The organism is Streptomyces sp. NPDC087263 (assembly GCF_044744645.1).
Lineage (GTDB): Bacteria > Actinomycetota > Actinomycetes > Streptomycetales > Streptomycetaceae > Streptomyces.
This window is the reverse complement of record NZ_JBIUYT010000004.1, coordinates 775,941-789,622: the sequence shown is the minus strand read 5'-3', so window position 1 is coordinate 789,622 and position 13,682 is coordinate 775,941. Positions and strand designations below refer to the sequence as shown.

The 13,682-nt window shown below is 68.7% G+C and carries 11 protein-coding genes; 7 read left to right on the top strand and 4 right to left on the bottom strand.

Translation table 11 applies throughout. The features are described 5' to 3' along the window. Positions 1-11 precede the first annotated feature (11 nt). Positions 12-1,136 (top strand): DNA integrity scanning diadenylate cyclase DisA, encoded by a 1,125-nt coding sequence (gene disA / locus ACIPC1_RS16945; RefSeq protein ID WP_384392283.1) that lies wholly within the window; start codon positions 12-14, stop codon positions 1,134-1,136. 112 nt (positions 1,137-1,248) lie between these two features. On the opposite strand, the gene ACIPC1_RS16940 is transcribed toward disA, so the two are convergent. After that, positions 1,249-2,085 (bottom strand): hypothetical protein, encoded by an 837-nt coding sequence (locus ACIPC1_RS16940; RefSeq protein ID WP_402517577.1) that lies wholly within the window; start codon positions 2,083-2,085, stop codon positions 1,249-1,251. Between the two features lie 359 nt (positions 2,086-2,444). Here ACIPC1_RS16940 and ACIPC1_RS16935 point away from each other — a divergent pair, with 359 nt between their 5' ends. From ACIPC1_RS16935 to cseC, 5 genes are all read left to right on the top strand, one after another. Then, on the top strand, positions 2,445-3,377 hold the full coding sequence (locus ACIPC1_RS16935) for an A/G-specific adenine glycosylase (RefSeq protein ID WP_402517574.1): 933 nt from the start codon (positions 2,445-2,447) through the stop codon (positions 3,375-3,377). A 222-nt stretch (positions 3,378-3,599) separates the two neighbouring features. After that, positions 3,600-4,151 (top strand): SigE family RNA polymerase sigma factor, encoded by a 552-nt coding sequence (locus ACIPC1_RS16930; protein WP_402517573.1) that lies wholly within the window; start codon positions 3,600-3,602, stop codon positions 4,149-4,151. An 86-nt stretch (positions 4,152-4,237) separates the two neighbouring features. Next, positions 4,238-4,834 (top strand): hypothetical protein, encoded by a 597-nt coding sequence (locus ACIPC1_RS16925; protein WP_402517570.1) that lies wholly within the window; start codon positions 4,238-4,240, stop codon positions 4,832-4,834. 140 nt (positions 4,835-4,974) lie between these two features. Continuing rightward, complete coding sequence (gene cseB / locus ACIPC1_RS16920) at positions 4,975-5,691, top strand: two-component system response regulator CseB (RefSeq protein WP_402517567.1); 717 nt, start codon at positions 4,975-4,977, stop codon at positions 5,689-5,691. An 8-nt stretch (positions 5,692-5,699) separates the two neighbouring features. Beyond that, on the top strand, positions 5,700-7,082 hold the full coding sequence (gene cseC / locus ACIPC1_RS16915) for a two-component system sensor histidine kinase CseC (RefSeq protein WP_402517565.1): 1,383 nt from the start codon (positions 5,700-5,702) through the stop codon (positions 7,080-7,082). A gap of 339 nt (positions 7,083-7,421) precedes the next feature. Here the strand turns inward: cseC and ACIPC1_RS16910 are convergent, their stop codons facing one another. Further along, entirely contained in the window at positions 7,422-9,011 is a 1,590-nt protein-coding gene (locus ACIPC1_RS16910; RefSeq protein WP_402517562.1) for an MDR family MFS transporter, read from the bottom strand. A 172-nt stretch (positions 9,012-9,183) separates the two neighbouring features. Here ACIPC1_RS16910 and ACIPC1_RS16905 point away from each other — a divergent pair, with 172 nt between their 5' ends. Beyond that, entirely contained in the window at positions 9,184-9,780 is a 597-nt protein-coding gene (locus ACIPC1_RS16905; RefSeq protein WP_402517560.1) for a TetR/AcrR family transcriptional regulator, read from the top strand. 10 nt (positions 9,781-9,790) lie between these two features. Here the strand turns inward: ACIPC1_RS16905 and ACIPC1_RS16900 are convergent, their stop codons facing one another. Beyond that, complete coding sequence (locus ACIPC1_RS16900; RefSeq protein ID WP_402517558.1) at positions 9,791-10,420, bottom strand: M23 family metallopeptidase; 630 nt, start codon at positions 10,418-10,420, stop codon at positions 9,791-9,793. Positions 10,421-10,940: 520 nt separating this feature from the next. Beyond that, positions 10,941-13,469, bottom strand: coding sequence for an ATP-dependent Clp protease ATP-binding subunit (locus ACIPC1_RS16895; protein WP_384392676.1), 2,529 nt, complete (start codon positions 13,467-13,469; stop codon positions 10,941-10,943). Positions 13,470-13,682: the final 213 nt, after the last annotated feature.

Genomic DNA, 13,682 nt, shown 5'->3' with positions numbered 1-13,682 from the left:
GGAGGAGTGCAGTGGCAGCCAACGACCGGGCAGCAGCTCCCGGAAAGTCCGGTGGGAGCTCCGGTGCCGATGGCCTGATGCGCGCCGCCCTGAGCGCCGTGGCACCCGGCACGGCACTGCGTGACGGACTCGAGCGGATCCTCCGCGGCAACACGGGCGGGCTCATCGTGCTCGGGTGGGACAAAACCGTCGAATCGATGTGTACCGGTGGATTCGTCCTGGATGTCGAGTTCACCTCGACGCGACTGCGTGAGCTGTGCAAGCTCGACGGCGGCATCGTGATCGACAAGGACATCACCAAGATCCTCCGGGCAGGCGTCCAGCTGGTTCCCGACCCGACCATCCCGACGGAGGAGACGGGCACGCGGCACCGCACCGCGGACCGGGTGAGCAAGGAGGTCGACTTCACGGTCGTCTCCGTCTCCCAGTCGATGCGCCTCATCGCCCTTTACGTGGACGGCCAGCGCCGCGTCCTCGAGGACTCCTCGGCAATCCTCTCCCGCGCCAACCAGGCCCTCGCGACCCTGGAGCGCTACAAGCTCCGCCTCGACGAGGTCGCGGGCACCCTGTCGGCCCTGGAGATCGAGGACCTGGTGACGGTCCGCGATGTCTCGGCGGTGGCCCAGCGGCTGGAGATGGTGCGCCGGATCGCCACCGAGATCGCCGAGTACGTGGTGGAGCTGGGCACCGACGGACGCCTTCTCGCCCTCCAGCTCGACGAGTTGATCGCCGGCGTCGAGCCCGAGCGCGAACTCGTCGTACGGGACTACGTACCCGAGCCGACCGCCAAGCGCTCCCGCACGGTCGACGAGGCCCTCTTCGAGCTCAACGCGCTCAGCCACGCCGAGCTGCTCGAACTCTCCACCGTGGCGCGGGCGTTGGGCTACACCGGCTCCCCCGAGGCGCTGGACTCCGCCGTCTCCCCGCGCGGCTACCGCCTGCTCGCCAAGGTGCCCCGCCTGCCCGGCGCGATCATCGACCGCCTGGTGGAGCACTTCGGGGGCCTGCAGAAGCTCCTCGCCGCCAGCGTCGACGACCTTCAGACGGTCGACGGTGTGGGTGAGGCGCGGGCGCGCAGTGTCCGCGAGGGTCTTTCGCGGCTGGCGGAGTCGTCGATTCTGGAGCGGTACGTCTGATGTATCCGGAGCGGTACGTCTGATGTAGTCGGCCGGGGCCGGTCGGCTGCTCAGGGGGCTGAGCCCGCCCCCTGAGCCCTTGAGGTGTCTCAGCTCCAGCCGCGCTCTGCGTTCAGTCCTTGGAAAGCACGAACGACGTCTGAGCCTTCGTCAGTCCCGGCGCCTGCGCCTCCACCAGATACGTGCCCGCCGTCGCCGAAATCGCGGGCGGCGTGGCGCACTCGGGGGCGCTGGCCTTGCGGTCCCACTCCACCGTGCGGGTCACCTGCCCGTTGGCGGTGACACGGAAGAGGAGACTGCTGGAACCCGTCGGGCAGTCACCGGAGGACCAGATGTCGTCGTCGCTCCCGGCCTGAGTGATCGTCACGACGGCGCCCTTCGGGCCGAGGTCGACCTTGCAGTCGCTGCCCGAGGAGTTCTTGGCGGTGAGCTCGAACGTCGGCTTCTCGCCGGGTGCGTAGCTGTTGCGCACGCTGCGCAGCGTCAACTTGACGGCGTTCGCGGTGCAGTTGGGGAGAGTGGAACCGGCCGGAAGCTGATCGGCCGATCCTCCCGAGCCGTTGGAGCCGTCGTCGGTTCCGGTACCGGTGCCGTCGCTCCCGCCTGAGCCCCCGGAACCTGCGGTGGACCCGGCGCTGGAACCGGAACCTGAACCGTCCCCGGACCCGTCGTCCGAGCCGCTCCCACCGGTGCCGGCGGTCGACTCCTCGCGCCCGCCCGGGTTTTCACTGATCGCGGGACCTGAGCCGGACGGCCCGGGAGTGATCGTCGAGGGCACGGGATTCTTTCCGTTGGACCCGTCGCCGTTGTTCGACCCGCCTCCGCCGCCGGAGCCGACCACCCACACGGTCAGCAGCGCCAACAGGGCGAGCAGAGACAGCAGAACGGCCCTCCGACGCCAGTAGATGGTGGAGGGAAGCGGCCCGACCGGATTGCGCAGTGATCCCACGGCGCAAACTGTACGAGAGATCCGGGTCGGCGCCTGCCCCCACCCGCCGCCCTGGCGCAACTTTTCCGGATCATCATTCCGGGCTACGTGCTTACGGGGCACCGGGGTTGGGTTTTTTCGCCCCCTCCGCCCCTACGCGTCCCGTACTTCCGGGCTACGCCCGTTCCAGCCCGTCCGGCGTTTGAGGACGAGGCCGTTCGGGCCGATGCGGGGGCTCCGGGCGGCAGCCCCCAGGTACGGGACGGGCAGGGACGGACAGAGACAGGGGCAGCAGGGGCAGCAGGGGCGAAAAACCATCCCACCCGACCGGCACCAGCAGACATCCCCGGACGCCCCCGCATGGCAGGATCGACCCCGCCATGACTGCACCCACCAAACCCACGCCCCAGCCCGCCACTGCCACCGCCACCGCCTCGCCGGGCGAGACCCTCCACACCCCCGTCATCGCCTGGTTCGACGCGCACGCCCGTGACCTCCCGTGGCGCCGCGAAGACGCCGGCCCCTGGGGGGTGATGGTCAGCGAGTTCATGCTGCAGCAGACGCCGGTGAACCGGGTGCTGCCCGTGTACGAGCAGTGGCTGTCCCGCTGGCCCCGTCCCGCCGACCTGGCCAAGGAGCCGCCGGGCGAGGCGGTCCGCGCCTGGGGACGCCTCGGCTACCCCCGCCGCGCACTGCGTCTGCACGGCGCCGCGGTGGCCATAACGGAACGGCACGGCGGAGACGTACCGGCGGAGCACGCGCAGCTGCTCGCGCTGCCCGGTATCGGCGAGTACACGGCGGCGGCGGTGGCGTCGTTCGCGTACGGCCGGCGTCACGCCGTCCTGGACACGAACGTACGACGGGTCTTCGCGCGCGCGGTCACCGGTGTGCGGTACCCGCCGAACGCGACGACGGCGGCCGAGCGCAAGCTCGCCCGCGCGCTGCTGCCCGACAGCGAGCGGACCGCCGCGCGCTGGGCCGCCGCCTCGATGGAGCTGGGCGCACTCGTCTGCACGGCGAAGAACGAGTCCTGTGACCGCTGCCCGATCGCGGCGCGGTGCGCGTGGCGCCTGGCCGGGAAGCCCGAGCACGAGGGGCCGCCGCGGCGCGGTCAGACGTACGCCGGTACCGACCGCCAGGTCCGCGGCAAGCTTCTCGCCGTACTCCGGGAGGCCGTCACCCCGGTTCCGCAGCCCGTCCTGGACCGCGTATGGGGCGAGCCGGTGCAGCGGGCCCGCGCCCTCGACGGCCTCGTCGCCGACGGGCTCGTGGAGCCGCTTCCGGGTGGTCTGTATCAGCTCCCCTTGACGTAACGGACACAGTCGGTACGGCAAAACAATCTCAACCTGGACATACCAGCACCCCGTCTTACCCATGCCCTACATCCGTTACACAACTGACGGACAGCCGAGCGTTCTCCGCATGCTGTCTTGGACAGGCCCGTGACAACCCCTCCGTAGCTTCATCTCAGGCAACGGACAACCGGCGGCCGGCGACAGCCGACAGGCCGGAAACGGGGATGGAGGCGGTTGATCATGGCGCACGGCGAGGTGCTCGAATTCGAGGAGTACGTCCGCACTCGGCAGGACGCGCTGCTGCGCAGTGCACGCCGCCTGGTCCCCGACCCGGTCGACGCCCAGGACCTGCTACAGACCGCGCTCGTGCGGACGTACGGCCGCTGGGACGGCATCGCGGACAAGCGGCTGGCCGACGCCTACCTGCGGCGTGTGATGATCAACACGCGGACAGAGTGGTGGCGCGCCCGGAAGCTCGAGGAGGTACCGACCGAGCAGCTTCCGGACGCCTGCGTCGACGACTCCACCGAGCAGCACGCGGACCGCGCCCTGCTGATGGACATCATGAAGGTGCTGGCTCCCAAGCAGCGCAGTGTCGTGGTGCTGCGACACTGGGAGCAGATGTCCACGGAGGAGACGGCCGCCGCCCTCGGCATGTCGGCCGGTACGGTCAAGAGCACGCTGCACCGGGCCCTGGCCCGGCTCCGCGAGGAGCTGGAGAACCGGGACCACGAGGAGCGCGGCGCACGCGCGCTCGAAGCGAGTGAGGGGCGGGAGCGTTGCGCGGCGTAGAAAACCGGGCCAGGCAGTCCGGACGGGCCGGATCGGTCCGGTCACCCCGGTCGGCCCGGCAGGCTGTGAAGGCGGGGAGTGCGGCGGTGGCCGCGTTCGCCGCCCTCGGCCTTTTCCTGACCGCCTGCGCGACGGGCGGCACCGGAGCCCGCGACGAGGGCCCGGCCGGCAGCGAGGCCGCCGTGCCCAGCACCGCGCAGACCCCCGCCGCCTCCGCCACGAAGGCACCCCAGCGCGTGGACGCGGTCAAGCTCGTCAAGAACGACCCGGAGGTCAGCCCGGCGGTCAAGAACGCCCTGAAGCCGTGCGTCGCCGACGAGTACCCGGTCGACGTGTCGTACGGGAAACTGACCGGCGGAACCACGAACGACGTCGTGGTCAACGTGATGACCTGTGCCGATGCCGTCGGCGTCGGCTCGTATGTGTACCGCGAGAAGGACGGCAGGTACCAGAACGTCTTCAAGGCCGAGGAACCTCCGGTCTACGCCGAGATCGACCGGGGTGACCTGGTGGTCACCCAGCAGCTGTACGCGAAGGGCGATCCGATGTCGTATCCCTCCAGCGAAGAAGTGATCACTTACGCCTGGTCGGCGACCCACTTCGCGGAGGAGTCCCGGATCCACAACGACTACAGCAAGGCGGTGGGCGGCGCGGAAGCGCCCACCCCCGCGTCCGACAACTGAGAACCACCACTGAGAACGACCACTGAGATCAAGGGATGGCAGAGCCTCGGATGGCAGAACACCGGATGTCGGAGCATCGGATGTCGGAACATCGGTCGGCAGAGCACCGGATGGCGGAGCATCGGTCGGCAGAGCATCGGATGTCGGAGCAGACCCACGTCCTGTTCGTCGAGGACGACGACGTCATCCGTGAGGCCACCCAACTCGCGCTGGAGCGGGACGGTTTCGCGGTCACCGCGATGCCGGACGGTCTGTCGGGCCTGGAGGCGTTCCGCGCGAACCGCCCCGACATCGCGCTCCTGGACGTCATGGTGCCCGGACTCGACGGCGTCAGCCTGTGCCGCCGTATCCGCGACGAGTCGACGGTCCCCGTGATCATGCTGTCCGCGCGCGCCGACTCGATCGACGTCGTCCTGGGGCTGGAGGCGGGCGCCGACGACTACGTGACCAAGCCGTTCGACGGCGCCGTCCTGGTCGCCCGTATCCGCGCGGTGCTGCGCCGCTTCGGGCACGCGAGCGGTCCGGCGAACAGCGCGGGCGCAGAAGGGCACTCATCGGCCGACGGCAGTGTGCTCTCCTTCGGCCACGGTGATCTGGAGATCGACACCGAGGGCATGGAGGTCCGCAGGGGCGGTACGCCGGTGGCGCTGACGCCCACCGAGATGCGGCTGCTCCTGGAGTTCTCGTCGGCGCCTGGCACGGTCCTGAGCCGCGACAAACTGCTCGAACGCGTGTGGGACTACGGCTGGGGCGGTGACACCCGCGTCGTCGACGTCCATGTGCAGCGGCTGCGTACGAAGATCGGCCAGGACCGCATCGAGACGGTCCGCGGCTTCGGCTACAAGTTGAAGGCCTGAGCAGGGGTATGCGGGGCATATTCAGCCGCCGGGTGCGGGAGAGAACGGCCCGGGCAACGAGCGACGGCACGGGCATGGGCATGGGCATCCGCACGGGCATCCGCACCGGCATCCGATGGAAGCTCAGCGCCGCGATCGCGCTCGTCGGCGCGCTGGTCGCGATCGCGCTGAGCCTGGTCGTGCACAACGCGGCGCAGGTGTCGATGCTCGACAACTCGCGCGATCTGGCGGACGAGCGCCTCCAGGTCGCACAGCGCATGTACGAGTCGGGGCGGACGCTGGCCTTCGGGGTCGAGGTCGACGACCCGTCCATCCCGGCGGCCCTGCTGGAGAAGGTCACGCAGGGGCGGCGGGCGACCTACGTGTCCAACGGCCCCAGCGGCGTGCCGGACATCTGGGCCGCCGTACCGCTCAAGGACGGCCGCGTCCTCTCACTCCACACGGGTTTCACCGACCGCAACAGCGCTGTCATGTCCGACCTCGACCAGGCGCTGCTCATCGGCTCGATCGCGGTCGTCTTCGGCGGCAGCGCGCTCGGCGTACTCATCGGCGGCCAGTTGTCGCACCGGCTGCGCAAGGCCGCCGCCGCGGCGAACCAGGTCGCCTCGGGCGACACCGAGGTCCGGGTGGGGGACTCCATCGGCGGGTTCCTGCGCGACGAGACCGACGACCTGGCACGGGCGGTGGACGCGATGGCGGACACGCTCCAGCAGCGCATCGAGGCCGAGCGCCGGGTGACCGCCGACATCGCGCACGAGCTGCGTACACCGGTGACGGGACTGCTGACCGCGGCGGAACTGCTGCCCCCGGGCCGGCCGACCGAGCTCGTCCGCGACCGCGCCCAGGCCATGCGCACCCTTGTCGAGGACGTCCTGGAGGTCGCGCGGCTCGACGGCGCCTCCGAGCGGGCCGAGTTGCAGGACATCCTGCTCGGCGAGTTCGTGTCGCGGCGGGTGACGGCCAAGGACGCGGACATCGACGTACGCGTCGTGCACGAGTCGGAGGTCACGACCGACCCGCGCCGCCTGGAGCGCGTCCTGTTCAACCTCCTCGCCAACGCGGCCCGGCACGGCAAGCCGCCCGTCCAGGTGACCGTCGAGGGCCGCGTCATCCGCGTACGCGATCACGGCCCCGGCTTCCCGGCCGCCCTCCTCGTCGACGGCCCCCGCCGCTTCCGCACCGGCAGCCCCGACCGCGCGGGCTACGGCCACGGCCTCGGCCTCACCATCGCAGCCGGCCAGGCCCGAGTCCTCGGCGCCCGGCTGACCTTCCGCAACGTCCTGCCCCCCGGCGCCCCGGACGACGTCCCCGCCGAGGGCGCGGTCGCCGTCCTGTGGCTCCCGGAACACGCCCCGACAAACACGGGAAGCTATCCGATGCTGCCGGACTAGAGCCCCGGAACCCCGACCGGGGAGGATCTCTCAGCCCGCCCGGCGTACGAGAGCTCGGCCGGAGATCTCTTATCCCGCCCGGCGCCGGAGGACCGGGCAGTGCCATCCCCAACCCCCACCCACCGGCACTTTCAGCCCGTCTGGCGTTTGAGGACAAGGCCGTTCAGGCCGACAGCGGGGGCCCGGGGGCGGCAGCCCTCAGAAACGGGACGGGAAGGGGCGGAGGGGGCGAATCCAACCCGCCCCCAGCCCCCGTACGCGTACACGTACACGTACAAACGAAGACCCCCGGGGCGGACAACGCCGGGGGTCTTCGGACCAAGGTGGAGTGGACGCGACTCAGACGGCCTCTGCAACCGTCAGCTTCGCCCCAGCGGCGTCCCCAGCCGCATCCTCCTCGGCCGGCTTCGGCGCCCCCGCCCCCTTCAGCGGGACCTCCTTGACGAACAGGGCGGCCACCAGCGCGACCACAGCCACCACCGCCCCCAGCAGGAACGCGGAGTGCGTCCCGGAGGACACCGCGTACTGATACGCCTCCCGTACCGGCGGCGGCAGCTTCGCCAGGCTCGCCGCGTCGAGCTGCGCGGACTGCGCGGTCACCTGGGACCCGAGCGCCCCGGCCCGCTCGTCCATCACGTCATTCACCCGCTGGTTGAACAGCGCACCCATGATCGCGACACCGAAGGAGGACCCGAGCGTACGGGCGAGGGTGCTCGTCGAGGACGCGACCCCCATGTCCTTCATCTCGACGCTGTTCTGCGCGACCAGCATGGTGATCTGCATCAGGCAGCCCATACCGGCGCCGACCACGGCCATGTACACCCCGGACGTCAGCCGGGTCGTCTCGGTGTCCATCTGCGAGAGCAGGAACAGCCCGACCGTCATGAGCGCACCGCCGACGAGCGGAAAGACCTTGTACCGGCCGGTGTTGGTGGTGACCCGCCCGGCCACCATCGAGGTGACGAGCATCGCACCGAGCATCGGCAGGAGCAGCAGTCCGGAGTTGGTCGCGGACGCGCCCTGCACCGACTGCTGGTACAGCGGAAGGAAGAGCGTCGCACCGAACATCACGAAACCGGTGATGAAGGCGATGATCGACATGAGGGTGAAGTTACGGCTGCGGAAGATGTGCAGCGGTACGACCGGCGCGACGGCCTTGGTCTGCACGAAGACGAACCCGACGAGGGCGACGACACCGATGGCGATGAGTTCCATGATCCGGGCCGAGCCCCAGGCGTACTCGCTGCCGCCCCAGGTGGTGACGAGCACGATGGACGTGATGCCCACGGTGAGCAGCCCGGCGCCCAGATAGTCGATCCGTCCCTCCACCCGCTTCTTCGGCAGGTGCAGTACGGCACTGACCGCGAGGAGCGCGACGATGCCGAGCGGCAGGTTGATGTAGAAGGACCAGCGCCAGCCCCAGTGGTCGGTGATGGTGCCGCCGACAAGCGGTCCGGCGATCATGGCGAGCGCCATCACGCCGGCCATCATCCCCTGGTACTTGCCCCGCTCACGCGGCGGAATGAGGTCCCCGATGATCGCCATGACGCCGACCATCAGACCACCGGCGCCGAGCCCCTGAATCGCACGGAACCCGATCAACTGCTCCATGTCCTGCGCCATACCGCTCAGCGCCGACCCGATCAGGAAGATCACGATCGAGGTCATGAAGGCGCCCTTGCGCCCGTACATGTCGCCGACCTTGCCCCAGATGGGGGTGGAGGCCGCGGTCGCGAGGGTGTACGCCGTCACCACCCACGACAGATGTTCAAGTCCTCCCAGCTCGCCCACGATCGTCGGCATCGCGGTGCCCACGATCATGTTGTCGAGCATGGCCAGCATCATCGCGACCATCAGCGCGAACAGGACCACGCGCACGCTGCGTGGCTGTTTCTCGGGCTCTGCCACCACTCCGGTGTTGTCCGCCATCGTTCCCACTCCCCTAGGTACAGCTGCCGTCCCCGGCTACTTACTTGCCGACCGGCAAGTTGACTACACTAGGGAAATTAGACCGGCAACTAGCCGGTCGTCAAGTAAGTTTCGCCGGGCTTTACCAGCCGGGCGACAGGTAGGTTTCCAGGGGAGCGCGAGGACCACGAGAATGGGCGGCACCATGGATGGCACCAAGCGACAGCGCCGCGGGGACACCCGCCAGCGCATCCAGGACGTGGCCCTCGAACTCTTCTCCGAGCAGGGCTACGAGAAGACCTCGCTGCGCGAGATCGCCGAGCACCTCGACGTCACGAAGGCCGCGCTCTACTACCACTTCAAGACCAAGGAAGAGATCCTCATCAGCCTCTTCCAGGACCTGACGCGACCGCTCGACGAGCTGATCGAGTGGGGCAGGCAGCAGCCGCGCACCTTGGACACCAAGAAGGAGGTCCTGCGCCAGTACAGCGAGGCCCTCACCGGCGCGGCCCCGCTCTTCCGCTTCATGCAGGAGAACCAGGCGACCGTACGAGAGCTGAGCATCGGCGAGACCTTCAAGGACCGCATGCACAGCATGCTCGACATCATCCGGGAGCCCGAGTCACCGCTGACCGACCAGGTCCGCTGCGTCAGCGCACTCTTCACCATGCACGCCGGGATGTTCGTCCTCAGAGACGTCGAAGGCGACCCCGAGGACAAGCGCAAGGCCGTCCTGGAGGTCGCGATCGATCTGATGACGCAGGCACACGGAGGCGCTACCGCTTCCTGAGCGCCGTTCGTCAGACGGTCACGCCCTTGGAGCGCAGGAAGGCGACGGGGTCGACGGCGGACCCGTAGTTGGCGGTCGTACGGATCTCGAAGTGCAGGTGGGGCCCGCTGGAGTTGCCGGTGTTGCCCGACAGCGCGATGCGCTGACCGGTGGTGACGACCTGGCCGACCTTCACGTTGATCCTCGACAGGTGGGCGTACTGCGAGTACGTGCCGTTGCCGTGCTTGATGACGATGGCATTGCCGTACGCGGATCCGTCACCGGCGCCGTTCGGACCGGCCTTGACGACGGTACCGCCGTGCGCGGCGATGACCTGGGTCCCGGCGGCCACGGCGAAGTCCTGCCCGGAGTGGGTGGACGACCACATGGTCCCGGCCTGGGCAAAACTGGCGGACAGGGTGTACTTCTTCACCGGGTCGACCCAGGCGGCCTTGGTGGCTTTCGTCGCGGCCTTCGCCTGCGTGACGCTCACGGCCTTCGCCTGCGTGACGCGCGCGGCGGTGACGGTCCCGCTGCTGCTCGCGGCGGCCGCGACCCCGGCGCCCAGCACGACCGAGGCGCCGAGGCCGACGGCCAGGACGGCCGCCCGCGTGCGGATCAGGGACGTACGGGAGTGACGGGACGTGACGCGCTTCGACATGGGGACCTCACGGAGACGGGGACAGAAAGCCCACCCGACGCAGGGACACCCGCCGGAGGGACCACCCCTTGGTAACCCGCACCCCCGCCGACCCCCAAACACGCGATCTACGAGGAAAGGTCGTACTTGACCCCGAAACTTACACGTCCTTGACAGACGCCCCACCCCGTCATGAATCATCCTGATTTTTTCCTGGAAGATGGGTTTAACCCCACTTCGAGCAGTCGCACCGCACGGGAATGGCCACACATGCCCACTCCCACCCGAGATGCCGGACGCCCTACCGAACCCTCAGACCAAGGGTCCGTTTTGTCCACATCAACCTCTCCACTATTCGCCCTAGTAACGGACAAATCGCCTGTGCGTCATGTCACCGGGTAGCGGAGTCCGGGGCTGCGGAAATGTGACGGGGCCTACGCTCGGCCCCCGTCCCGCGCACCTGTCGTAGGCAGGAAAAAAGGGGCCGCCCCAGGACCGAAGTCCCGGGGCAGCCCCTCCGTTCAGGCGGGCGCCGTGGCGCCTACGCCTCCTTGCTCAGGTTGGGACCGGCCCCACCCGCGGCCTGCTCGATCGGCGGGACGTCGGGGAGCGCGGACTTCTCCTCGCCGCGGAAGGTGAACTTCTTCGCGTCACCCTCGCCCTCCGTGTCGACGACCACGATCTGGCCGGGGCGCAGCTCGCCGAAGAGGATCTTCTCGGAGAGCAGGTCCTCGATCTCGCGCTGGATCGTCCGGCGCAGCGGCCGGGCGCCCATGACGGGGTCGTAACCCTTCTTGGCGAGGAGCGACTTGGCGGTCGGGCTGAGCTCGAGGCCCATGTCCCGGTCCTTCAGCCGCTCGTCCACCTTGGCGATCATGAGGTCGACGATCTGGATGATGTCTTCCTCGGTGAGCTGGTGGAAGACCACCGTGTCGTCGACACGGTTCAGGAACTCGGGGCGGAAGTGCTGCTTCAGCTCCTCGTTGACCTTGGCCTTCATCCGGTCGTAGTTGGACTTGACGTCACCCACGGCCGCGAAGCCGAGGTTGAAGCCCTTGGAGATGTCCCGGGTGCCGAGGTTGGTCGTCATGATGATGACCGTGTTCTTGAAGTCCACGACCCGGCCCTGGGAGTCGGTCAGGCGACCGTCCTCCAGGATTTGGAGAAGCGAGTTGAAGATGTCCGGGTGGGCCTTTTCGACCTCGTCGAAGAGAACCACCGAGAACGGCTTCCGGCGCACCTTCTCCGTCAGCTGGCCACCCTCTTCGTAGCCCACGTAACCGGGGGGCGAACCGAAGAGACGCGACACTGTGTGCTTCTCGCTGAACTCCGACATGTCGAGGGAGATCAGTGCGTCCTCGTCGCCGAAGAGGAACTCCGCGAGAGTCTTGGACAGCTCGGTCTTACCGACACCCGAGGGGCCGGCGAAGATGAACGAACCACCGGGACGCTTCGGGTCCTTGAGGCCCGCTCGCGTACGACGGATCGCCTGCGAGAGCGCCTTGATGGCGTCCTTCTGGCCGATGACCCGCTTGTGGAGCTCGTCCTCCATGCGCAGCAGCCGCGAGGACTCCTCCTCGGTGAGCTTGAAGACCGGGATACCCGTGGCCGTGGCCAGCACCTCGGCGATCAGCTCGCCGTCGACCTCGGCGACGACGTCCATGTCGCCGGCCTTCCACTCCTTCTCCCGCTTGGCCTTGGCGGCCAGGAGCTGCTTCTCCTTGTCGCGGAGGGAGGCGGCCTTCTCGAAGTCCTGCGAGTCGATCGCGGACTCCTTGTCGCGACGCACGCCCGCGATCTTCTCGTCGAACTCGCGGAGGTCCGGCGGAGCGGTCATCCGGCGGATGCGCATCCGGGAGCCGGCCTCGTCGATCAGGTCGATCGCCTTGTCGGGCAGGAAGCGGTCCGAGATGTAGCGGTCCGCCAGCGTCGCGGCCTGCACCAGAGCCTCGTCCGTGATGGAGACGCGGTGGTGGGCCTCGTAGCGGTCCCGCAGGCCCTTGAGGATCTCGATCGTGTGGGGGAGGGAAGGCTCCGCCACCTGGATCGGCTGGAAGCGGCGCTCGAGGGCCGCGTCCTTCTCGAGGTGCTTGCGGTACTCGTCCAGAGTCGTCGCACCGATGGTCTGCAGCTCGCCACGGGCCAGCATCGGCTTCAGGATCGAAGCCGCGTCGATGGCGCCCTCGGCGGCACCCGCACCGACCAGCGTGTGCAGCTCGTCGATGAACAGGATGATGTCGCCGCGGGTGCGGATCTCCTTGAGCACCTTCTTGAGGCGCTCCTCGAAGTCACCGCGGTAGCGGGAGCCGGCGACCAGTGCGCCGAGGTCCAGGGTGTAGAGGTGCTTGTCCTTGAGGGTCTCGGGCACCTCGCCCTTGACGATGGCCTGGGCGAGACCCTCGACGACGGCGGTCTTGCCGACGCCGGGCTCACCGATCAGGACCGGGTTGTTCTTCGTACGACGGGACAGCACCTGCATGACCCGCTCGATCTCCTTCTCGCGCCCGATGACCGGGTCGAGCTTGGACTCACGAGCGGCCTGGGTGAGGTTCCGGCCGAACTGGTCGAGGACCAGGGACGTCGAGGGAGTGCCCTCGGCGGGGCCGCCACTGGCGCCGGCGGTCTCCTTGCCCTGGTAGCCGGAGAGCAGCTGGATGACCTGCTGCCGCACCCGGTTGAGGTCTGCGCCCAGCTTGACCAGGACCTGGGCGGCGACGCCCTCGCCCTCACGGATCAGGCCGAGCAGGATGTGCTCCGTGCCGATGTAGTTGTGGCCCAGCTGAAGAGCCTCGCGGAGCGAAAGCTCCAGGACCTTCTTGGCACGGGGGGTGAAGGGAATGTGCCCGGACGGGGCCTGCTGACCCTGCCCGATGATCTCCTCCACCTGCTGGCGGACCGCCTCGAGCGAAATCCCGAGGCTCTCCAGGGCCTTAGCGGCGACACCCTCACCCTCATGGATCAGGCCCAGGAGGATGTGCTCGGTGCCGATGTAGTTGTGGTTGAGCATCCGGGCTTCTTCCTGAGCCAGGACGACAACCCGCCGCGCGCGGTCGGTGAACCTCTCGAACATCGTTAATCGCTCCTCAGAGCGGTCAGGCAGTAAGGGGACGCTCCCCTCCCTGTCCTTCCGCAGCTTAGTCCCGCAAGCAGGGACCGCTCATTCCAACTGCCGACACCGTCCTTGGCCTCCTGACCCCGAACGCCGACATCTGCTCCAACCTGATGGTGCGAGACGATGTTCCCGCAGGCCAGGCAGATACCCTCTCCCGCTGTACGCCGATGG